Annotated in this window: 22 protein-coding genes; 17 read left to right on the top strand and 5 right to left on the bottom strand. The window is 36.4% G+C overall.

The window, feature by feature from the left end:
• The first annotated feature begins 133 nt into the window (after positions 1–133).
• The 5 genes from ACIP9W_RS18105 (at position 134) to ACIP9W_RS18085 (ending at position 7,138) form a co-directional block, all read left to right on the top strand.
• Entirely contained in the window at positions 134–574 is a 441-nt protein-coding gene (locus ACIP9W_RS18105; RefSeq protein ID WP_400792213.1) for a MaoC/PaaZ C-terminal domain-containing protein, read from the top strand.
• A gap of 156 nt (positions 575–730) precedes the next feature.
• Entirely contained in the window at positions 731–2,191 is a 1,461-nt protein-coding gene (locus tag ACIP9W_RS18100) for a GntP family permease (RefSeq protein WP_400792210.1), read from the top strand.
• A 294-nt stretch (positions 2,192–2,485) separates the two neighbouring features.
• Positions 2,486–3,181 (top strand): DUF421 domain-containing protein, encoded by a 696-nt coding sequence (locus ACIP9W_RS18095; protein ID WP_400792207.1) that lies wholly within the window; start codon positions 2,486–2,488, stop codon positions 3,179–3,181.
• 22 nt (positions 3,182–3,203) lie between these two features.
• Positions 3,204–4,556, top strand: a complete 1,353-nt coding sequence (locus tag ACIP9W_RS18090; RefSeq protein WP_400792205.1) for a 3' terminal RNA ribose 2'-O-methyltransferase Hen1 — start codon at positions 3,204–3,206, stop codon at positions 4,554–4,556.
• Positions 4,553–7,138, top strand: coding sequence for a polynucleotide kinase-phosphatase (locus tag ACIP9W_RS18085; RefSeq protein WP_400792203.1), 2,586 nt, complete (start codon positions 4,553–4,555; stop codon positions 7,136–7,138). Before ACIP9W_RS18090 ends, ACIP9W_RS18085 begins: the two co-directional genes overlap by 4 nt.
• Positions 7,139–7,210: 72 nt before the next feature.
• Here the strand turns inward: ACIP9W_RS18085 and ACIP9W_RS18080 are convergent, their stop codons facing one another.
• Positions 7,211–8,575 (bottom strand): PepSY-associated TM helix domain-containing protein, encoded by a 1,365-nt coding sequence (locus tag ACIP9W_RS18080; protein ID WP_400792201.1) that lies wholly within the window; start codon positions 8,573–8,575, stop codon positions 7,211–7,213.
• A 238-nt stretch (positions 8,576–8,813) separates the two neighbouring features.
• Between ACIP9W_RS18080 and ACIP9W_RS18075 the strand changes: the two genes are divergently transcribed.
• The 5 genes from ACIP9W_RS18075 to ACIP9W_RS18055 all read left to right on the top strand — a co-directional run bounded on the left by ACIP9W_RS18075 (position 8,814) and on the right by ACIP9W_RS18055 (position 11,804).
• Positions 8,814–9,818, top strand: a complete 1,005-nt coding sequence (locus ACIP9W_RS18075; RefSeq protein WP_400792199.1) for a glutathione S-transferase family protein — start codon at positions 8,814–8,816, stop codon at positions 9,816–9,818.
• Between the two features lie 22 nt (positions 9,819–9,840).
• On the top strand, positions 9,841–10,347 hold the full coding sequence (locus tag ACIP9W_RS18070; protein ID WP_400792197.1) for a GNAT family N-acetyltransferase: 507 nt from the start codon (positions 9,841–9,843) through the stop codon (positions 10,345–10,347).
• Positions 10,348–10,574: 227 nt separating this feature from the next.
• Entirely contained in the window at positions 10,575–10,868 is a 294-nt protein-coding gene (locus ACIP9W_RS18065; RefSeq protein ID WP_400792395.1) for an RNA polymerase alpha subunit C-terminal domain-containing protein, read from the top strand.
• A gap of 134 nt (positions 10,869–11,002) precedes the next feature.
• Positions 11,003–11,596: a GGDEF domain-containing protein gene (locus tag ACIP9W_RS18060; RefSeq protein ID WP_400792194.1), complete on the top strand. Its 594-nt coding sequence runs from the start codon at positions 11,003–11,005 to the stop codon at positions 11,594–11,596.
• Between the two features lie 10 nt (positions 11,597–11,606).
• A complete protein-coding gene (locus ACIP9W_RS18055) occupies positions 11,607–11,804 on the top strand; it encodes a cysteine-rich CWC family protein (RefSeq protein ID WP_282243878.1) in 198 nt (65 codons plus the stop codon).
• Positions 11,805–11,856: 52 nt separating this feature from the next.
• Here ACIP9W_RS18055 and ACIP9W_RS18050 read toward each other — a convergent pair whose 3' ends face one another.
• Entirely contained in the window at positions 11,857–12,141 is a 285-nt protein-coding gene (locus ACIP9W_RS18050) for a phospholipase (protein WP_400792190.1), read from the bottom strand.
• Positions 12,142–12,370: 229 nt separating this feature from the next.
• Between ACIP9W_RS18050 and ACIP9W_RS18045 the strand changes: the two genes are divergently transcribed.
• On the top strand, positions 12,371–13,261 hold the full coding sequence (locus ACIP9W_RS18045; protein ID WP_400792188.1) for a phosphate/phosphite/phosphonate ABC transporter substrate-binding protein: 891 nt from the start codon (positions 12,371–12,373) through the stop codon (positions 13,259–13,261).
• Positions 13,262–13,356: 95 nt separating this feature from the next.
• Positions 13,357–15,648: a bifunctional diguanylate cyclase/phosphodiesterase gene (locus tag ACIP9W_RS18040; RefSeq protein WP_400792185.1), complete on the top strand. Its 2,292-nt coding sequence runs from the start codon at positions 13,357–13,359 to the stop codon at positions 15,646–15,648.
• A 427-nt stretch (positions 15,649–16,075) separates the two neighbouring features.
• Here the strand turns inward: ACIP9W_RS18040 and ACIP9W_RS18035 are convergent, their stop codons facing one another.
• Complete coding sequence (locus tag ACIP9W_RS18035; protein WP_400792183.1) at positions 16,076–16,453, bottom strand: SLAP domain-containing protein; 378 nt, start codon at positions 16,451–16,453, stop codon at positions 16,076–16,078.
• 119 nt (positions 16,454–16,572) lie between these two features.
• On the opposite strand from ACIP9W_RS18035, the gene ACIP9W_RS18030 reads away from it, so the two are divergent.
• Positions 16,573–16,728, top strand: a complete 156-nt coding sequence (locus ACIP9W_RS18030) for a DUF1540 domain-containing protein (RefSeq protein ID WP_142540271.1) — start codon at positions 16,573–16,575, stop codon at positions 16,726–16,728.
• A 106-nt stretch (positions 16,729–16,834) separates the two neighbouring features.
• Here the strand turns inward: ACIP9W_RS18030 and ACIP9W_RS18025 are convergent, their stop codons facing one another.
• Together ACIP9W_RS18025 and ACIP9W_RS18020 are read right to left on the bottom strand one after the other, a co-directional pair.
• Entirely contained in the window at positions 16,835–18,007 is a 1,173-nt protein-coding gene (locus tag ACIP9W_RS18025; RefSeq protein ID WP_400792181.1) for a M20 metallopeptidase family protein, read from the bottom strand.
• 18 nt (positions 18,008–18,025) lie between these two features.
• Positions 18,026–19,474 (bottom strand): YfcC family protein, encoded by a 1,449-nt coding sequence (locus tag ACIP9W_RS18020; RefSeq protein WP_400792178.1) that lies wholly within the window; start codon positions 19,472–19,474, stop codon positions 18,026–18,028.
• Positions 19,475–20,225: 751 nt separating this feature from the next.
• Here ACIP9W_RS18020 and ACIP9W_RS18015 point away from each other — a divergent pair.
• Genes ACIP9W_RS18015 through ACIP9W_RS18000 form a run of 4 tightly spaced genes read left to right on the top strand, consistent with a single transcriptional unit; the run spans position 20,226 to position 22,748 of the window.
• The gene (locus ACIP9W_RS18015; RefSeq protein ID WP_400792175.1) at positions 20,226–20,696 is read left to right on the top strand and encodes a YbaK/EbsC family protein; all 471 of its coding nucleotides are present in this window, start codon (positions 20,226–20,228) and stop codon (positions 20,694–20,696) included.
• A gap of 2 nt (positions 20,697–20,698) precedes the next feature.
• Positions 20,699–21,169: an NUDIX hydrolase gene (locus tag ACIP9W_RS18010; protein WP_400792173.1), complete on the top strand. Its 471-nt coding sequence runs from the start codon at positions 20,699–20,701 to the stop codon at positions 21,167–21,169.
• Between the two features lie 22 nt (positions 21,170–21,191).
• Entirely contained in the window at positions 21,192–22,154 is a 963-nt protein-coding gene (locus ACIP9W_RS18005) for an arsenic resistance protein (RefSeq protein WP_400792171.1), read from the top strand.
• Positions 22,155–22,196: 42 nt separating this feature from the next.
• Positions 22,197–22,748 carry a GNAT family N-acetyltransferase gene (locus tag ACIP9W_RS18000; RefSeq protein WP_400792168.1) on the top strand — a complete coding sequence of 184 codons (552 nt, stop codon included), beginning with the start codon at positions 22,197–22,199 and terminating at the stop codon, positions 22,746–22,748.
• Positions 22,749–23,362: the final 614 nt, after the last annotated feature.

Raw genomic sequence — 23,362 nt, 5'->3', positions numbered from 1 at the left:
CAGCAGATAAAACATACTGCGAAGCCATGTTAGCCTCAGTAGGAGATTCAGATTTTGATCAATTTAAAATCTGGGCGAACTCCGCTGAGGCATAATTATTCTAGTAGTATTTATAAACAAAGGGGATGTAGAAATGTTCGATAAATACTTTGAAGATTACCAACTTGGGGATGTTTGGGAGTCGAAAGGAAGAACGATAACGGAATCCGATATCGTTATGTTCTCCGCTTTAAGTGGGGATTGGTTCCCTCTTCACACGAATATTGAATATGCGAAAGAAACTCAATATAAACAACGAATTGCTCATGGAATGCTAGTACTTTCTATTACGACGGGCTTGGTACATTTTGAACCAGGGGTTGTTGTAGCATTTTATGGAATGGATAAGGTAAGATTTACAGCTCCGACTTTTATCGGGGATACGATTCACCTTGAGGGGAAAGTAATTGATTTGAAGAGTAAAGAATCGAACCAAGGGGTTGTAACGGTATTACAAGAAGTTAAAAAGCAAACAGATGAGATAGTGGCGGTTTTTGAAATGAAGCTCTTAGTGAATCAAAAAACGATAGAGTGAATGAGTAAAAAGGGGATGAAGATGGAATAACAGAGCGGTGAATATAAAATAGCTTCTAACTGAAGAGCAATATGATTTACTGTGAGTTATCGCTAGATTCATAAACCTTCCTAAGCTTTCTTTGCTAGTAAATATATCTATAGAAGGAGAAGATTTATGGATCTAATTATTATTTTATTAGCTCTAGGACTACTCATGTTTTTAGCTTATCGTGGATTTTCCGTTATTATCATTGCTCCGATATGTGCTTTACTTGCCGTGTTTTTAACGGACCCGAGCCATGTATTACCGTTCTTTTCTAATATTTTTATGGAAAAAATGGTTGGCTTTATCAAATCTTATTTTCCTGTATTTTTACTTGGAGCGATTTTCGGTAAAGTAATTGAGATGTCCGGTATCGCAGCAAGAATTGCAAAGGTAATTATTCGATTTATCGGTGTTAGACAAGCCATTTTTACTGTTGTATTGATGGGCGTTATTTTAACGTATAGTGGAGTAAGTTTATTCGTAGCCGTATTTGCGATTTATCCGTTTGCTAATCATTTATTCCGTGAAGCAAATATTCCAAAACGACTTATCCCGGCCACGATTGCTTTTAGTGCTTTTACTTTTTCTATGGATGCGATACCAGGATCGCCACAGATCCAAAATGTTATTCCAACAGGTTTCTTTAAAACGACCGTCTATGCAGCTCCAATGCTAGGTGGAATTGGGGCCCTATTTATTTTTGTAGTAGGTATGTTGTACCTAGAGAGCCGTCGCCGGAAAGCAGCGAAGAATGGTGAAGGTTATTATGGTATAGGGAAAAATGCGATTAGTGATTCCCCGGCTGCCAGTGAAATGGCTGCGACGAGTGATGCTATTGCAACTCCTAGTTCTATGTTAAACACTAAAATAGATGTGAAGGACTGGCTAGCTTTTGTTCCGCTTCTATTGGTCGGCGTGATGAATAAGCTTTTCACTACTTATATTCCTGAATGGTATGCAAATGGGTTTGATTTTGCCAAAATCAACGATAATTTAGCTAATTACGGAACCGTTAATATGGATCAACAAGTTGCACTTTGGTCGGTAGAGCTAGCGCTACTTATAGGAATCTTCGCTGCTATCGCTTTGAACTTCGATACGGTTAAAGTGAGTTTTAAGGATAGTTTAAGTGTCGGTATAAGTGGTGCTTTACTTGCTACGATGAATACCGCTTCCGAGTTTGGTTTCGGAGGAATTATCGCAGCTTTACCAGGTTTTGCTGTCGTTCAGAATTTCCTATCTACCACCTTTACGCATCCTTTAGTCAATGGTGCAGTGTTAACAAATGCACTTGCAGGTATTACAGGTTCGGGTTCGGGTGGATTGAGTTTTAGTCTAGGTATTATGGCAGATAAGTATGTGGAGGCTGCAAATGCTGCCGGTATTCCTTTAGAAGTTATGCACCGTGTCATTGCGATGGCAGCGGGTGGGATGGATACTTTACCACATAATGGAGCAGTTCTTACATTACTAATGGTTTGTGGACTCACTCATCGCCAAGCCTATAAAGATATCTTTGCGATTACGATTATAAAGACAGTAGCTTGTTTCTTTGTTATTGGTGTATATTTATTGACTGGACTTGTTTAAGAATCAAATTTAGAAATAGCCGCCAATCCTTAAGGGAATGGCGGTTATTTTTTTCTGAAATTTTTTAGTTGGAAAATTAGAGAGTTTAGTTGGAAAAATGGAAGGGTTAGTTGGAAAAATGGAGCTTTTAGTTGTAAAAATCATCGGTTTAGTTGTAATAGTAATTTTATGGAAGTGGAATTGTGATAAACAATCGACTAACATCGAGTTTCTTCAGTGGAGTTTTATATCTCAGGCATTGGGAGATAACTGATAGGAGAATAGGTGGAACGGGGTTGTAAGCAAGTGCACATTATGAATATTACTATAGAATTGATTGTCGGTTTTTTTCTTCTTTTTTTAATTGTTAAGTTTGTAGGGAAGAAAATTATTAAACAAATAAGCCCTTTTACTTTCATTGCTGCGATAGTATTAGGTGAATTACTTGGAAATGGATTGTATCATAATGATGTAGGGTTATTTTATATTATCTATACGATGGCATTATGGAGTATTTTACTTTTCATCGTTGAATTTCTTGGACAAAAGTTTTTAGCTATACGTGGAATCTTTGAAGGGAAACCATCCGCATTGATCAAAAATGGCGTGGTGGACCGAGAACAATTAAAGAAAAACCGAATGAATTTGAATCAGCTTCAAAGCTTACTTAGACAAAGTGAAACCTTTTCTATTCGAGAGGTCGCATATTGTTATTTAGAAGCAAATGGATCGTTAAGCATTTTAAAGAAATCCAAGTATCAAAAAACAACTCAAGAGGATCTTAATCTAGTTTCTAAAACAGTTTATGCGCCGGTAACCTTAATAAGAGATGGCAAAGTTTTATGGGATGAAATAGAAGACTTAGGTTTTGACGAGGCATGGCTAACCGATCAGCTTCATGCGAAAGGGATTACAAGCGATAAAGATATTCTCATCGCTGAATGGTTAGAAGGAGATGGGCTTTTTGTCCAACTTCTTCGCGATACGCCTTCTCATTTAGATAGAAAATGAAAAACAGGAAAGGGTGGATATAGTGCAACTAACGATTAGAGCAACAGGTGAAAATGTACAAGTTCTCTCTCATCTGCTTGCTAAAAATCCGAGTAATTTATACGAGCGAACCCAAAAAGATCATGCGATACGGCTCTTTTTTTCTACATTTACAGATAAACAGATGGAGATGACAATCTTTGTTACGCCTGATTCTCTATCACTTATCAATCAGTCGTCTGGTGCTTATGACATTACACATTTCATAAACGACAGGGAATTTGCGGTGAGTAGTATTTTCACTTCGCTTATTCGTCCTGCTTTGAGTACTGCATTAAATGGCAAGCCAAAAGAAGCTTATGAAAAATGGGTAGAGCACTCTTTTTCTTTCCATTTTAGTTTTGGTCCTGTGGCAACGGAGTTAAGTGAACAAGAGATTCGCAATCTTTTTGAACCGTTAGGCTATGAGATTAACATCGAGTTTGGAGAAACGGACTATTCATTTAAAATAAAAGAGAAAAGCTCAGCCTGCTATATTACACTGTCAGGAATGACCACACTCCAAAAAGGACTTCACCAGTTATTTATCCTTATCCCGGTATTGGATAACTACAAGCATTATTTTATTGACGATACAGAAATTGAAAAGTTGAAACGATACGGAGAGGGCTGGCTCGATACGCATCCCGAAAAAGAATTCATAATTCGCAAGGCATTAAGATTCAAGGAATTATACGATCAGTTTGAAGACCAAGAAGAAACCCAGCAGCCGATTCGTGCGAAGCAATTACCGTTAAACGAGCTGCGCTATGAAAAAATAGTGGACAAGGTATCAACACTTTCAAAGAAACATAAAGTAGTCGATTTTGGTTCGGGAGAAGGAAAGTTATCTGCTAAACTGGGCTTTGTAAATGGGATAGACGAAATACTAGCGGTAGAGCCTTCTGAATCTGAAACGATAAAAGCAGCGAAACGTTTTGAAAAGCTAAAGGAACAAAAAGGCTTCAACATGCCAACTATGATTTGGGGATCCCTGTTTTATTTCGACGAACGATTGAAAAACAAAGATGTCATTATTTTATGTGAAGTGATTGAGCATATAGATGAAGAAAGACTACCTAAAATAATGGAGCTTATACTAGCACACTATCAACCTAGTGCCTTAATCGTGACTACTCCAAACAAAGAATATAATCATGTCTATGAAATGTCAGAAGAAATGCGACATAGCGATCATCGTTTTGAATGGACACGACAAGAATTTAGAAAATGGTGTCAGCAAATGAATCACTCAGGTCAATATGAGCTAGTGTTTGAAGGGATAGGGGAAGAAGACATGCAGTACGGTTCTCCAACCCAAATGTGCACGTTCATCAGGAAGGAGAAGCAGCAATGAAAATTATTCTACCAAACGCTGGAATTGTCTTGCTCGTTGGGGTATCCAATAGTGGTAAAACGACGCTTTTGAATAAGTGGATAGATGAGCAGCTGATATTATCATCTGAAGTCATTAGTTCGGACGAGTATCGTGTAGTCGTTGGAGATACAGAATTTATACAATGGGCGGATCGGCCAAGAGATGAAGCAGATAGTCTTTCAGATGATTACCATGCCCTATCTCGTGAAGCCTTTCGCTTGTTAGATTCTGCTTTAGAAGCAAGATGTCGATTGAATAAATTAACATTTGTCGATGCAACTCATCTTTATGCGGAAGACCGAAAACATTATATTGAACTAGCCAAAAGACACCATGTCCCGATTACAGCGATTGTGTTAGATATCCCACAAGAAATACTTCTTGAAAGAGATGCACAACGTAAGAATCCTCGTGGGAAAAAAAGAGTAAAGCAACAGTTTCAAAATTGGAAAAGGGAATTAAGATTTATTAAGAAAGAAGGCTTTAAATCTGTTTATTTTATTCGTGAAGAGGATGATATAGATCTTATAAGAAAAGGAAATCCGCTTCTTGTGGATGTTGGAAAAGGCATCGATATGATCGGAGATGTACATGGCTGTTATGAGGAATTGATATCGCTTTTAATACAACTTGGATATGAACGGAATGAGGAGGAACTTTATATCCACCCAGAAGGCAGAAAGTTTATGTCTGTTGGGGATATCATGAGTAGAGGTCCGGAGTCATTAAAAACGACGCAATTTTTTCAACGACATGTGGAGCAGGGCTTAGCATATATGACGGACAGCAATCATGGATGGAAAATTGCCCGGTGGCTAGATGGACGGAATGTAGAGCTAAAGCATGGGGACGAGAAAGTTGCGCACGAGTTTGAACTGTACGAGAAAGAGCATGGTTTAGCTAAAGTGGAAGAATTGAAAGAAACATTAAAAAAGTTTCTTCTTCAAGCTCCCTCCCATTACGTGTTAGTGAAAAACGGGGTAAAGACAGCAGTTTGCACCCATGCCGGCATAAAGGACGAGTATATTGGGAAGCAATCTACTACTATCCAAGATTTCTGTCGGTACGGTGATACGGATGAAACAAATACTGACGGAAAACCGATTCGTAAAGACTGGTATGTTCACCACAAAGGAAGCTTAACCATTGTATGGGGGCATGATCCAAAGCCACAGCCGCTTCGTATAAATAACACGATTAATATTGATCAAGGGGTCGTTTTTGGAGGTAAGCTCACAGCGATGCGGTACCCGGAACAACAATTTGTCTCTGTCAAAGCTCTAAAAGATTATTCAGGAACATCAGATAATCCGCTGAAAAAGTGGGAAATGGAGCGTCTAATTCCCCCTAATATTGAAAAGTTTATAAACGGATATTCTGTACAAACGGAACAACTAGGGGAAGTAAAGATTCACGGAAATATTGCAAAATCTGCTATCGATACGGTTTCTCATTACACCGTCCCGATTGAACAGTTACTTTATATTCCACCTACAATGAGCCCGACTCCATCGGTATCTGCGCTTTCAGATTACTTAGAGCACCCAAAAGAAGCGATTGAATATTATCGAAGTCAAGGGATTGAAACGATGGTTGCCGAGAAAAAGCATATGGGTAGTCGAGCAGTTCTACTTCTATTTAAAAATCAAGCAGTCGCTAAAAAAGAAATTGGCTTCGAAATAGATGGGGTTATATATACAAGAACAGGCAGAAGATTTTTTGATAGATCAACAGAGCAAGAAGTGGTACGAAAGTTAACGGAAGAGCTCACACATAAACGCTATTTTGAAAAATATCAAACGGATTATGTGCTTTTAGATGCTGAAATCATGCCATGGAATTTAAAAGCGAAAGAATTGATTAGTAGCCAGTACGCACATGTATCGGAAAATGCATTGTTAGACCGGATAAAAATCTTGGAAAAGCTAAAGTCTGCAAATGATATAAATGTAGAGAATTGGATAAGGGAGTATGATGAAAAATTAAATAATGCAGAAATCTTTAAAGAAGTTTTCCAAAAATATTGCTGGGATATAGAAGAAACAGAGGCCATTCAAATTGCACCTTTTCACGTATTGGCTCATAGTGGAGAAACATTCTTTCATAAACCGCACACTTGGCATATGGAAATGAATAAGGAATTTGCAGAGGATTCCTCTCTTTTCGTAACAACCGAATATAAAATTATATCGGATAGTAATAGCGAGCAAGATGTCATCACTTGGTGGGAAGAAATGACAAAAGAAGGGCATGAAGGAATCGTCATCAAACCTGAAATTTTCACTTCTACATTTAAAGGGCGGCTAATCCAACCTGCCATTAAAGTAAGAGGCCGCAAATATTTGCATATCATTTATGGAATGGATTATTTAAGCCTGGAAAACTTGAAGCGTTTAAAAAATAGAAATACAGGCAAAAAACAAAAGCTTGCTTTAAAAGAATTTGCCTTAGGGCTGGAAGGTATAAGACGTTTTGTTGACGGCGAATCCATAGAACGTGTACATGAATGTGTACTCGCCACACTGGCATTGGAATCAGATCCGGTAGATCCTAGGCTTTAAAGAAATCATCGGATTGAATAAAAATAGTAGTACAAATCTTATTAATGATTTGTACTACTATTTTTAAATGTTTTACACACTACTATTTTTATTCTTTTGAAATAGAGAAACTATTAATTCAATTAAAGCAATCACTATTAACGACAAGCCGAAGAGTGGCATTATTATACCGAGAATTACTAACAGAACAATGAATCCTCCAAAACTTTTACCCATCGGTGTTTTGGGTGGAGCTGATAATTGACCTTTTACTTTTCTATCTCCCCACATCTTGTAGCCCCAAATAATAATCGTTAAAAATGCCAAACAAACGAGTAGATTAATTATTTTATTTGGCCATCCAAATAAATGTCCTTCATGTAATGGGATACCCCAAGTATACCATTTTCCTAAGATACCATAATCTTCGTAACCAACTTTCGATATCAACTTGCCGCTATATTGATCAAAATAGCTAGTCACTTCTTCATTTGGACTAACATCTAGACCAGTGACACCCGTATTGCTCCCTTTTGAAACGGTATATACACCATCTTCACTCATTGGATAAACGATAGAGTATGGTTTAGAGATATGTGATTCGTCAATTTTCTCCATCAGTTGTTGCAAGCTGATCATATTTTCGTTATCGGCCATATTACTAGCCATACCATGATGGTGAGCGTGAGCATCGGCTGAAGTAGGAGCTTCATTTTTACGAGTAGCCCAAGGGATTTCGTTTATCTCTGATGTTGGTGGAACTTGTTGTAATTCTGGAATACCAATGGATGGATGTGATTGTGCCGTTGAGTATATGACATCACCCATAAGAGCTGACCAAGGTAAACCAGTAAAGATTAATATAACCATTGGAATGGCTATTATTGTACCAGTAATAGCATGAAGTTTTTTATGCTTTTGTCTCTTATTTTTGGTTCCTTTCTGTCTTTTAAAAACCTTCCCTTTAAAGGACATATAAACTCCTGAAATAAGTAGAAATATAGCCCAACATGCTGCTAATTCAACCAAATAGTTTACAACGGTGCCACCTACAAATAAAGAACTATGTAAACCTCTCATCACATTCGAATAAGTAGTTGCTGTATTCTGACTCCCTACGATCTGATTATGATCATCAATAAAGACATATTTCTGATCGCCTTCTGTATTAGTCATTGTAAATCTTGTATTATAATCATCATTCAAAACGCTAATCTTTGCTACACTATACCCGTTAAAGTTGCTTTCTGCATTTTCTATCGCTCTGTCTATAGAGACACTTTCATCTTTGTTGCTGTTACCAAAAAATAAATGATCATACAATTGATTTTCCACATTTGTATAAAATAAATATCCGATACCACTGATTGTTAACGTTATCAGTAAGGGGGCAATAAATATCCCCGCGTAAAAATGCCACCGCCAAAAAATAGTATAAAAGCGCTTTTTATTCTTCAAATTTGTTCCCCCATATTTGAATTTCCGTTCTGAATTTTATTTTATAAAACGGTTGTGAAATTTGATTGAAATATAAAGCTTATGTAAAAATATTTTGGAGTGTAGTTGGCAACGAAATGCTGCTTCTATTTTAATTAAAATCATTACCTTGACTTCAAGATAAAAACACAATAAACTTAATTAAACCAAGAAGAAAACTATGTATTTAAAAATTATTAAATAGAAGAGGATGATAAAAATGGAAAAGCAGCAGAAAAAAGCACCAAATGAAGTGGATGAAAAAGGAAAATTTAATCGTCAACAAAATCGCTTTAATACCCCTTTTGGAAATAACGCTGGTGAACTTCCGGTAGAAGCAGGACGATACCGTCTTCTATGGGCTGCTGTTTGTCCATGGGCGCATCGCTCTGTCATTGTGAGAAGCTTACTAGGTTTAGAGAATGTCATTAGTTTAGGTACAGCAAGTCCAATGCGTCCTAATATCGAACGCGTAGATTGGGAATTTTCTTTAGATAAAGACGGAGTAGACCCTGTTTTAGGTATTCAATATATAAGCGAAGTGTATAAAAAGGCAGACCCAGAGTATGTGGGTAGACCAACTGTTCCTGTTATTGTGGATATTGAAGAACGAAAAGCAGTGAATAACGATTATTTTAGATTAACCAATCATTTGGAAACTGCCTGGGCTCCATTTCACAAGGAAAATGCACCAGATTTATATCCGGAGCATTTACGCGAAGAAATCGACGCATTAAGTGACGTTATTTTCCATGAAGTAAATAATGGTGTGTACAAATGTGGATTTGCCCGTTCACAAGAAGCGTATGAAGAGGCATATGATGTGTTGTTTGAGCGATTGGATGAATTGGAACAGCGTTTAGCCACGAAGCGCTTCTTATTTGGAGACTTTATAACTGATTCCGATGTTCGATTGTATGCAACGCTTGTCCGCTTTGATGTTGCGTATTATTCTGCTTTTAAAACGAATCGAAATCGTATTGTAGACTTCCCGAATTTATGGGGATATTTAAGAGATTTATACCAAACACCTGGTTTTGGAGATACAACGGATTTTGAGGCGATTAAAATACATTATCATTTATCTAATCATATCGCGAGTGATGATCAAAAAAGCCTAAATATTTTACCAAAAGGTCCGGATACTTCTAACTTCCATTCTGCACATAACCGCGAAGATTTAAGTGGAAATAAAGAAAAGTTTCTCATTCACGAAAGTAAATAAGATGTAAGGAGATGGAGAATCAGTGATTATCCGAGATGCTGTACCAGAAGAACTTTCTTATATAAGCGAGCTAAGATTAGCTGCATATGACGAGCATGCAGCAAAAATACCAGAAGCCCATTGGCAGGCTCTAAGAAAATCCATCTTATCGGATGGAGATATTGAAACTGGTGTGGAACGAATAGTAGTAGAAGATGACGGAGAAATTTTAGGAAGTGTTGCTTTGTTTTCTCCTGATATAAAAGCATATGAAGGTCTCTTGGAAGACGAACTTGGATATCCCGAGTTACGAATGCTTGCTACCTCTTCTAAAGCTAGAGGTAAAGGTGTGGCAACATTGCTCATTAATGAATGTATTAAACGAGCAAAGGAGAAGGGTTTCTCGGAAATGGGTCTTCATACTGCAGATTTTATGGAAAATGCTATAAAATTATATGAACATTTAGGTTTTGAACGGTTGCCTCAGTTTGACTTTGAACCAGCAAATGATGGTATTATCGTAAAAGCTTTTCGCATTCGTTTTCAGTGAAACATTTTCAAAAGAACCGGCTACAACGACTTAAGGGTCACTATAGCTGGTTTTTATTATGTATGAATTCACTCTATCTAGATATACGCGTAAATGAATCAGAAAAAAGTTTAGTTGTATAGTAGGTAGATTTAGTTGGAGAAAAGGGAAAGTTAGTTGTAAAATATGAGCGAATAGTTGTAATAGTTTTTTTACGGAAGAAATATTTAGAAAAGGAGAAATCAGCCATCAATACTAGCCCAAAAACTTTAAGAAAATGCGAAAAAGGACACGAATACTACAAAAGTAGCGACTGTCCTACATGTCCGACTTGTGAACAGGAACGAAAACCTGCAACTGGGTTTCTTTCTCTACTTTCTGCCCCTGCAAGACGTGCATTAGAAAACAATGGAATCACCTCATTGGAGCAACTATCAAGCTTTAGCGAAAAAGACATTCTAAAGTTTCACGGTATGGGACCGGCATCTTTACCAAAGCTAAGAGTTGCGCTAGACACGGAAGGCTTATCATTTAAAAAATGAAGTATTTAAAGGTATCAGATTCTGAAATTTATTAGAATCCGATACCTTTCTTATTTTAATGGAATACTCTGAATATAATGTTATACAATTAAGATAACTAATTTTCATTAGAAATGAAATGGGGGATAGGTAGCATGAGTGACCATTTGAAAAAAGAGTTTACTAAGCAAAAGAAAGTATTAGAGAATCTGGACCGAATGAATGTAAATTTAAATGTAGAAGAGTTCTACGATGATTTGACAAAGCTAGCAAATCGGAAATATTTTACCGAATTTCTTTCACAATTGTGGAATGATGAAGGCAGTGCAGATATCTGGGTGGCTTTACTAATTATAGATCTTGATTATTTTAAACGATATAATGATTTTCATGGTTCTATAGAAGGGGACCGTGCTTTACAGCAAATAGCAGCTTGCATGAAGAAAATCATTGAAAAGCATGGAGGATTAGTAGGAAGATTTGGTGGTGATGAGTTCGTTGTTTTTTTGAAGCATATTAGACAAAGTGAATTAAAACATATTGCAAAAGAATTGAGGACTGCCGTAGAGGAAATGTCTTTACTCTATTGTTCGGAACAACACGCTTACACTGTAACGATTAGTGTAGGGGGAGCATGGGGTCAGTGCAACCAGTTTGATAGCTTGGATAGTATGTATGTGATTGCTGGTGAAGAGTTAAATAACGCAAAAATAAACGGACTGAACCAACTAAAGATTTATGTAAAATAGGAGGATTGAAATGGCTAATACCCATTGTCCGCTTTGCGGAGAGGAAAACAAATGCATGGTAGATGCAACCGAGCCAAATGGATGTTGGTGTACGATAGAGAAATTTCCAAAAGGGATTTTTGAATTAGTCCCGGAAGAAAGTATAAGAAAGCATTGTATTTGCCAAAATTGCGTAACGAAATATAAAGAGGAAGTGCAAAAAATCTGAATGCCGTTTTCTGTGGTATTCAGATTTTTTTCTATGGAGAATTTGATTAATCTTATATTCTAAAAGAGTTACAAGTAAAGCTTGCTTGCAATTTCATATAATTATAAAGAAGTCGAGCATGTCTTCCTTGTTGTGTATAAGAGTTCATATTAGGACGTAGACGCTCGAGAAACTCGCGGTCACATTCACATCGATTTCTACCTCTACTATAACATTCATCATGGGCTTTACATGCTGCATCTACTTCATTTATAGGTGCACCGGGGCCGCTACAACCAGGTCCACACCAATTATATCCTGGAAATATACAAAAACGAGGATTTCTTCTACGTGTCAATTTTATAACCTCCTTTGATTATTTTTTACCTCTTATAAGCTATTCAATAAAAAACACATATGTATAAACTACTACCTATTCTTTTCTGGATAATAAAAAATATTTTGATGCTGACGATTGAAGGACAATCAAGTACATAATTATATAAAAAATTAACAAATACTTAACACAGCTATAGTATAATAGTAACTAACAATAACGGGACTATTATGATGGGGTGCTTATATAGATGAGTAGGAGAAAATTCACGTTTTTAATAAGTATTCTTGTAATAAGCTTCATCATAACAAGTTGTGCTACTACTCCTAAAAAATTAACAATCGGAATGATTCCTGTAAAAAATGCAAATGAAATGGAAATGGAGTTTGAACCTATTCGACTGTATCTAGAAGAACAATTGGGTATTCCTATAGAAGTATACGCAACCGATAGTTATGTTAGCTTAATAGAAGGAATGAAAAAAGAAACAATCGATATAGGGTGGTATGGAGCATTTTCTTATGTTGCGGCTGAAAGTGAAATGGAGCTTACACCTTTAATTGTTCAACAAAGAAAAGGTACAGACATTTACTATAATTCACTAATTATAGCAAGGAAAGATTCAGGTATTAGCAGCATTAAGGAACTAAAAGAAAAGAAGTTTGCATTCGTTGACTCTGGTTCAACAAGTGGATTTGTACTTCCTTACGCATTGTTAAAGAGTAGAAATATAGCATACAAAACGTACTTCAACGAAACCCAGTATGCAGGTTCACATGATCAAGTGCTAGCTAAAATTCTTTCAAAAGAAGTAGATGCCGGAGCTATTAGTAGTGTTCAGTATGAAAACTTAATCGAAAAAGGGGAAGTAAGATCGGAAGATATGATCATCATTTGGAAATCGGAAAATATTCCCGGAGCTCCCTACGTTGCAAGAAGTGATTTAGACAAGAAAATACAAAAACGTTTTTCAAAAGCTATGTTAGAAATACATACAGAAAAACCAGATGCTTTGAATAGCTTTGATAATACAATTGAGAAATACATAGAAGTAGACAATAAATATTATCACTCTATAAGAAATATAGCGAACATACTTGGCAAAGAGTATATGTACGAGTATTTCTTAAAAGGCGAATAATAGACATGGGTTGCAGGAGATGGGTGGACCTTTTGAAAATAAGAAGTATTAAATTTTGGATAACAACTTTGATTGTGTCAATGTGTATTGTGACAATGTCTCTATTTATTTTATTGTCATATAAAAATTTAAATGAAAGTTTGGAAGAACTGTATAAAAAGGAAGCAGAATCTGTCCTCATGCAAACCTTTTTATCTTTTGGATATCAATTTTTAACGGTGGAGAATACGTTGAATCAGCTTAGTCATTCCTTGCTAATGTTAAATGACTATTCTAGTAGTCAAGCTGAGATTGCATCCATGTTAGAAGAATATCAAAAAAATTCTGTTGTGAATGGAAAAATGATGTATGGCCTAGCGAATGGTGAATTTTACAGAGGAGAATATAAGGAAATTCCGGACGATTATCATCCAGCAGAACAGCTTTGGTACAAGCTTGCTATGCAAAATCCAGGAGAAGTATGTTGGACGGAGCTTTACCTAGACTATGTGACACAGGAGATAATAATAACAGCTTCCAAATCCATCGAAAGTCCAAAGGGAACACTAGGTGTTATTGCGATAGATATGAACCTCCCAAAAATGAGTAGTCAAATAAGTAACTCGAAAATTGGAGAAGATGGATTCGTTCTATTATTAAGTAGTAATGGCACCATATTAGCTAATCGTGATAATCATATGATTGGTGAAACGCTTTTTGGAAATGAACACGCCAAAATTGTAAAAGAAACAGAAAAAAGTTATGTGCCATACACTATACAGAATAAGGACTATATAGTACGGTCTCATCCGATTGTGGAAAATGACATGAGTATTGTCACCGTGATAAGCAAAGAAGAAATAATTAGAAACCTTATAAAAAGGCATCAACCTATACTGGCAATCGGACTATTTTGTCTTCTCCTATTTGGTGTTATTGCTTATTTTGCTACGTTAAGAGGCGTTCGACCATTAAAAAAACTTGGAAAACTAATGATTTCCGTTGAAAATGGAAATTATGACGTGCAGGCAAAGGTACATGATTATGAGGAAATAGAGCGTCTAGCGAATGGCTTTAATAGTATGATTTTGGCTATAAAAACGAGAGAGGACAAGATAAAACATTTAGCATCCTATGATTCGCTCACGGGTTTATTAAATAGAAGAAGCCTACAAGAATCGCTAACTGCAGCCTTACAAAACAATCTAAGTGAGCACTTAAAAGCAATTATTTTTGTTGATTTAGATAATTTTAAAACAGTGAACGATACTCTTGGACACTCTTTTGGAGATAAGCTAATTGCAGAGGTAGCCAAAAAGCTAAATGCATTATCAGCCGCAAATAAAGAAATTGCGCGCATAAGTGGTGATGAATTTATCGTCGTTATGCATGATTTGGAGTCAGTAGAACAAGCAAAAAGCTTGGCGGAGGAAATCATCCATCAGTTTGATATACCTTTTATGGTAGATTCTAGAATCTTAAATGTTACCGCAAGTGTTGGCGTTTCCTTATATCCACTTCACGCTAATACGTCAGAAGAATTATTAAAGCTTGCTGATATGGCAATGTACCAAGCGAAAAGCTTAGGGAAAAACGGATATAGAATATTTGATGAAGGAATGAAAAAGCAGCTAGAAGATAAATTTAAAATAGAAAATGGAATTCGAGAATGTCTCGATAAAGATGTATTTGAGTTGTTTTTCCAACCATTATTTAAACCGGATGAAGAAAGAATTGCTAGCATAGAAGCACTTTTAAGAACAAACGCACCAGCGCTTTCTAATTACAATATTTTACAAATAATTCAAGTCGCTGAAATGACTGGTCAAATAGTAGATATAGATAAATGGGTATTAAAGCAAGCATGTAGAACAATTCAAGAAATCAATAAAGATAGGAAACGTCCAGTGAGCATAGCCGTCAACATTTCTCCAGTGCATATTATGCAACAAGATTTTGTCGATAATATAAGAGAAATAGTAGAATCTTCGGGTGTTTCTCCTAACTGGATAGAACTCGAAATTACAGAAACTGCTATGATGAAATCATTTGATTTAAACAAGCAAAAACTAGTGGAACTAAAGAAACTTGGATTTTCTATTCATCTTGATGATTTCGGAACCGGCTATTCTTCTTTAAGCTACTTAAATAGCTTACCAATCAATCATGTAAAGATTGATAAAAGCTTTGTAGACGGAATGCTTCAATCTGAAAAAGACGCTAAATTTATAGAGACGATTATTAAGCTAGCGCATACAATAGGCTTACATGTTGTGGCAGAAGGTGTGGAGCATAAGGAACAATATGATATGCTTCAAAGCTATAATTGTGAGTTGATTCAAGGATATTATATAAGTAAGCCGGTGAGCTATAAAGAGATTGTTAATCTTTTAGAACAACCTTCGTAACGTACCAGTATGAATTAATAGTAGATCAAAAAGAAGTGTAGACCAAATGATGGAACTGCACTTCTTTATTTATTTTAGTATGAAAATGAGAAGAGATGTTGCGCATAATAGGGATAGTGCGAAATAAGAGGTAGGCAAAATGCACAACATTTCCCTTCAAACCTGCAACACCGTAATCCGATTGCGCAATGATTATAAATAACTGGTTATAATCATCGGCGTCTCACATCAAGTAAACTTGTTATTTTAAGAAATGGTTGCTTTCACTAGTAATTTGGTTGCTCTTCTGCTCATTTAGTTGCTTTTCAAATAGAATTGATTGCTTTTAACGACTGGTTGGTTGCTCTTAGCCATTAACTGGATTTACATAGTCGAAGAACTGTTTAGAATTTGCTTGTTAGCATGTTCCTACAACTGTAAATTAGCATTAAACAATTTCTAAATGACCATTTTCAAGGGTAATTTTTTTGTCTAAGTTTTCATTTGGAAAAATAAACGTCCATGGCATACTACTTTTCGCTTGAATGCTAATCGAAGGTATTGTGAAGGTATGCTCGATGAGAACATCATTTGATTCAATATATCTTAGTTTTGTGTTTTGAAAGGAAAAAGCATGCATGGTGAAGTTATGGATAAGTACGGTTACTAATAATTCACCTTTATGATTGAAAGCTTGCCATAGTGGTGTAAGCTGAATACCCTGATTGTCGGATTGGCTTGTTTCGAGAAAGATTGCTTCAATTTCTTTGCGGTCCTTATTGGATATCGTTTTATCCCATGCTGATTCAAATATAAGCTTTTGCATTAACTCATTCCCCCAATATAAATAATTTCATTTTAACACATCTACTAATACGCACTTCGTTTGTACTAGTATTAATCATAATCCAATTGTTCATGCTAGAAATGAGGAGGTGTGAAACTATGGCTCAAGATGTTCTTTGTGAAGTAAACAACTGTACGTATTGGGGATCTGGAAACAAGTGTAATGCTACTGCTATTTATGTTGTAAGTAATAAAGGGAAACAAGCTTCCAATAGTGAAGAAACAGATTGTAAAACATTTGAACCAGAAGCGTAGTACACCTAGGACAACCATCTATTTGGTTGTCCTTTTTAAATTTTATAAGCTCTGTCTCATTCAATTGTTGATATTCGTTTCCAACAGGCTTATCTAGGCGATATTTTTATTGTACTATTGGACATAGTTCTTTTGCGATTTCAACATAATAAGAAGTTCCTAAAATTAATGCATCTTCATCTATATTGAATTTAGGATGATGTAATGGATATGCTTCACCGAGTTTCTCATGGTGAACACCGATAAATTGATAGCTAGAAGGTACTTGCTCAGCCATTATTGCAAAATCCTCTGTACCAAACATTGGCTGCTCTAATTCAATGATATTTTCGAATATCTTTAATGCTGCTGAAATTGAGATATCTGTAGTATCAATATCATTAAATACAGCTGAGCAACCAAGCTCCCATGTAATTGAAGCTGTCGCGCCGTGTGTCTGGGCAATACCATGTACCGTTTGTTCAAGTAATTGTCTTGCAAAGATACGGGAGTCTTCATGATGAGAGCGAATTGTACCACCTAGTTCTGCCTGATCCGCAATAATATTAAGTGAGGTACCACAATGGAATTTTGTCACCGATAAAACAGGTGCTGTACCATTGGCGATTTTACGTGAAACAATTGTTTGCAATGCCTGTACAATTTCACTGCCAATTAGAAGGGGATCGATAGTTTCAGCTGGCATACCGGCATGACCACCGCTCCCTAAAACCGTAATTTCAAAATCATCTGCTGCAGAAGAAATAGCCTTCTTACGGAATGCCAACTGACCGCTAAGGTGATTGGGGGATACGTGTAGGGCAAAGGCATGTTCAACATCTTGTAAGACGCCTTGCGCTACCATTTGCTCTGCGCCGCCTGGTGAAACTTCTTCTGCATGCTGGAACAAAAAGCGAATTTCACCTGCAAAGTTTGTACCACGGTTGTGAAGTGCAAACGCAGCACCTAAAAGCATTGCTGCATGTGCATCATGACCGCAAGCATGCATTACGCCAACTACTTGTGAACGAAATGATACATCTGTTTCCTCTTGAATTGGTAATGCATCAATGTCTGCACGGTAGGCAATGATTTTTCCATGCTTTTGCCCCTTTAAAACAGCCATCACACTTGTATTTGTTGGTCGTGTTACGATGAAATTCTTACATTGACGGAGCTGATCCTCGATAAACTGGGATGTCTTGACTTCTTCAAAAGATAGTTCCGGTTGTTGATGCAAAGTACGTCTCCACGTAATCACTTGTTCCTTTAAGGTTGTTGTTGTTGTTGTTGTTGTCATAATATCCACCTCAATTGTTTAAAATGGGCCGTACTGAATCGCTTGGGCGATAATAATAAAAACTATTGCAATTAATGTTAAAAATCCTAAATACGGAAGTATCCATTTGAACCACTTTGTATAGGAAATACCTGCAATTGATAAGCCTGCTAATAATACCCCACTTGTTGGCATAACTAAGTTTGAAATACCGTCTCCTAATTGGAAGGCAAGTACAGTTGTTTGACGTGTCACTCCAATTAAATCTGCTAACGGTGCTAAAATTGGCATCGTTAAAGCAGCTTGACCGCTACCAGACGGCACAATGAAATTCATCACCATTTGTAAAAATAGCATGCCGACTGCATTAACTGAAGCAGGAATATTGCCTAGAACACTAGATACATAGTATAAAATCGTATCAATTAAATTACCGTTTGTTGCAATGACTAAAATAGCTTGGGCAAAACCAATAATCAAAGCTCCTTCAATCATATCTTTTGAACCATTGATAAACCCCTTTGTCATTTCGTCAATCGTTGTACGGCAAATAAGAGACATAACAATCGATGCAAGTATGAATATTGCACAAATTTCAGAAATGTACCAGCCTAATCGAATGACACCGAAAATTAGCAGGGTAAAACTTCCAAGTAACACTAGCAGTGCTAATAAATGACGAATGCTCATTTTAGATGAGACATCAAGATTAACCGTGTCATTTGGGTTGAATTTTCCGTAAATCCCTAGTTCAGGATTTTTTTGAACTTTCTTAGCATGACGAATAATATAAAACACTGTAAAGACATACATCACAGTAAATAACGCAATTCGTAACCCCATCCCCGAATACATCGGTAATTCAGAAATTGTTTGCGCAACCCCAACATTAAATGGGTTTGTAATCCCAGCTGTAAAACCTGTTGCAAGTGTACCAAGCATGACAATCGCAAATCCAGTAATGGCATCAAAACGTAAAACCATCATTAGTGGAATTACGATTGCGATATACACTAACGTATCTTCCGCTGATCCAATTAAAGCACCTAAACTAGCAAAGACGAGTACTAATATTGGTATTACGATGAATTGACGGTGACGGAATTTAATCGCTAGTGCTTGAATAAAGGCATCAATTGTTCCTGTTTTTTGCATAATTCCAAGTGCGCCACCAAATAGAATCACGAATAAAATAATGGGCGCACCCAGCACTAAACCTTGGTGGATACTTGTGAAAATATCAAAAAAGCCAACAGATGTTGATTCAATAAATGTAAAAGACGATGGATCAACGACTGTGCGTCCGTCTATCTCTACACGTTCATATTGTCCCGCAGGTAGAATGTACGTTAAGATGGCCATGGCAATCATAATACCAAACATTAATGCAAATGAATTAATATTTTTAATACGTGGTTGCTTATTCTTTAATAGATGCGAATGTTCTGGCATTACAGTTGAAGTCTGCTTCGAATCAAGTTGGACCATAGAAAAACCCCCTGAATGATTTAATTACATGTGTTCAATTGTTCAATAACAGATGCTAATAAGATCGGCATTTCTTCATATGGATTTTATATGAAGGCGTTTACAAAAGTGATGCGGATCTTTTTTCAAATAGTCCAACTTTCATCAAAGTAGCTGACAGAGTCTAGCCAATTGTAGCAAAGTCTCGACCAATCATAACTGTTACCTCATTTAACATTGGTAGGGAAATAATCAATTCTCAAGATGATATTGCATTAAAATATCAAGAAACAATTGTTCTTTAATAAAGGCATGTACAACGTTTGATCCAACTGAATAACATAAAGATTTTCAGCCTCATTGTAATGTTTGTTGGCTACGAAATGCTTCGCTTGGATGCTCGACAATAATTAATAAAATCTAATGAAAGATACATAGAAAAACAGAACATTATCCCCCTCTCTACTTTTCCGTTGAGTGGAAACGTTTTTCACCTAAAGGAATTCTGTTTTTATTTTCCTTTAATATAAATGAAAAGTCAATAATTTTCGGAAAAATTAATTTATTCGTGAAGTTTAGAAAACCGTCTATTTAGCACCCATCTAATTGCTAGAACCATAGTAATAATAAAAACATTACTAGGTAAAAATAACTATATTTAACTCCATAAAAACCTTTTAGAAAGTGACAAAATACAATTCGAGCGTAATTAGTATTTGTAATGGTACTATTAGAGAAGAAGTTTAACTATTAAAAAAATGAGGTGTAACTAATGGCAATTGAGGTAGTAAGAGATCATTTTAAACAATTTGGAATCGAAGAAAGAATCTTGGAATACGAGGCATCTAGTGCAACGGTTGAGTTAGCCGCTCAAGCTCTAAATATAGAAGGAGCACGTATTGCCAAAACATTATCCTTTAAAAAAGAAGATAAATGTATTTTGGTAGTAGCGGCAGGCGACGCTAAAATCGATAATGCTAAATTCAAAGCGACTTTTGGAGTAAAAGCAAAAATGCTAACTCCAGATGAAGTACTCGACCACGTAGGACATGCAGTAGGTGGTGTTTGTCCGTTTGGTATTCCAGATGATGTAGCTGTGTATTTAGATGAGTCCTTAAAACGTTTTGAAACTGTTTTTCCTGCTTGTGGCAGCAGTAATAGTGCTATAGAACTTACTTGTGAGGAGTTATTTACATATGCAAACGGGCAGGAATGGGTAGACGTTTGTAAAGGATGGGAATAAACATGGATATCTCATTTCAAACAGTAGAAGGCAGATTCAATTACCGGGTAGCAGGGTTATTAATACATGACGGTAAATTACTCATCATGAAAGATGAAAACCAATCGTATTATTATGTTCCAGGAGGCAGGGTAACGCTGAACGAAACAAGTGAAAGGGCAGTAACACGTGAAATGGAAGAAGAGCTTTCCATAAAAGTGAATGTCAAACGTCTGTTATGGGTAAATGAAAACTTTTTTACGGAAGCTATGTTGCAGGAAAAATTTCATGAAATTTGTTTTTTCTATTTAGTAGAGTTGCAAAACGAGGAATTATTAAACAGAGGAAATGAATTTACCGTAAATGAAAATGGAAAAATACATACATATTATTGGATTGCCTTGGAAGAATTAAAAGATATGAGCTTATATCCTCTATTTCTAAAAGAGAGAATATTAGATTTGCCAATGAGTGTAAATCATATAGTAGAATAAAATAATAGGAGAATAAATACTCATGATTACTAGACAACAACTTGAAAATAACCAAGTTTGGCTATATGTTATTGTGTTAGTAATGGGAGCTGGATTTGGACTAATAGTTCCTGATTTTTCAGGACAATTAGATATAATAATTTCTATGATCATTGCTATTTTAATGTATAGCATGTTTTCACAGATTCCTTTTACATCATTAAAAAAGTCGTTCACCAATCGACGTTTTATCAGGGCGCTATTAACCGTTAACTATATAGCAGTCCCTATTGTGGTATGGCTTTTATCTAAGTTATTACCCGATTTTCCACCGTTATTACTTGGTGTCTATTTAGTTCTACTAACGCCTTGCATTGACTATGTTATTGTTTTTACAGCTTTAGGTCGAGGAAATGAAAAGCTGATACTGATGGCAACACCGATCCTCTTTATTACACAAATGCTTCTTTTGCCTTTGTATTTATGGCTGTTTATGGGAGAGGATGCAGCAGGCATCGTGGAACCTGTTCCATTCTTGGAAGCATTTTTCGGTCTCATCGTTATTCCACTAGGAATTGCTATTGCTATACAGCTGCTTGCAAGAAAAGCCCCTGTTGGCAATAAAATAATAAATCTATCAACATGGCTTCCCGTTCCATTCATGGCACTTACGCTTTTTGTAGTTGTTGCATCTCAAATCGGCAAATTATCATCCTATATAGACTTAATTCTCAAGGTTATTCCGATATATGTTGCATTTATGATCATCGTGCCTGTTGTTTCTCGATTTATCGCTAAGTGGTTTAAGCTCGATGTAGAATCAGGTCGTGCTCTTATCTTCAGTGGATCAACACGAAATTCGCTTGTGGTTCTTCCTCTCGCCTTGGCGTTACCTGATGAGTTAAGCATGCTGGTAGCCGCCGTCATAGTAACGCAAACAATCGTTGAACTTGCAGGTGAGCTAATTTATATTCGACTAGTACCGAATTTACTGTTACCTAAATAAACAAAAAGATCTCGAAGTTAACTAAAAGGGGGAGCGTGGAAGATGTTATTTCAAAATGACAAGCTATCTGTTCGATTATTAGAGCAACAAGACAGTTCTTTATTAGCCAAATGGCTTTCCGATCCAGCTGTGCTAGAGTTTTATGAAGGAAGAGACAACCCATTTGACGCCAAAAAAGTGAAGGAGAAATTTTACAACCATGAAAATGAAGTAGTCAGGTGTATTATCGAGTTTGACAAAGCTCCAATTGGATATATTCAATTTTATCCAGTGGATCGTGATGAGCGAAAATTATATGGTTATGCAGATATCACTGAAGTTTTATATGGTATGGATCAATTCATTGGAGAAGTTGCCTATTGGAATAAAGGTATAGGAACACTCTTAGTGAACTCTACTGTGAAGTTTTTACTTGAACAAAAACAAGCAGACAGAGTGGTGATGGATCCTCAAACATGGAATGAAAGAGCAATCCGCTGTTATGAAAAATGTGGATTTAAGAAAGTTAAGCTCTTGCCTAAAAACGAGCTCCACGAAGGTGAATATCGGGATTGCTGGTTAATCGAATATACTAAAAGAGAGCTTATGGATTGATAAGTAATGTTTTGAACACCTAGTTCGATACAATTTTAAATTGTGTCAGAGCTAGGTGTTTTTATGGCTTAGGGAGTTATAAGCTCTCTTTGGCTCGTCGATAAGTATAGGGAAACTGCGACATAGTTGGTTGATGAAGTGTCCGCTAGATTTTCACTGCAGGTCGGACGCTTTCCGCCGGCTTGGCTTCAGCCGCTTCCTTCGCTACGCTCAGTCCAGGGTCTTCACCTCAAGCTAAGATGCCCTTCCGCTACAATCTATGAAGCATAACGCTATCTAATAGCCGTCACTGTTTGACATATAAAACTCCTTCAAAGGTTTTCCAACTATTGAATGCCAATAAACAGTGGAACGTGACGAAGCCGAGCAATACGAAGATTTTGGAAAAGTAATCTTAGTCAATGCTCTATTATTATTTTCATCTCAATCCAAGTTTACTTGTTTTAGGAAAATTGGTTGCTCTCAGGGGTAATTTGGTTGCTTTCAGACTGCCTCTAGTTGCTCTTAACATTCGATTGGTTGCTCTCAGACTAGAACTGGTTGCTTTCAACAGCTTTTGATCGCCCTTATCCATTAACCGGATAATAATGCAGGGAGATACTTAAGTTATGAGC

This window comes from Psychrobacillus sp. NPDC093180 (assembly GCF_044754065.1).
Taxonomy (GTDB): Bacteria; Bacillota; Bacilli; order Bacillales_A; family Planococcaceae; genus Psychrobacillus.
This window is presented reverse-complemented; position numbering and strand designations above follow the sequence as displayed.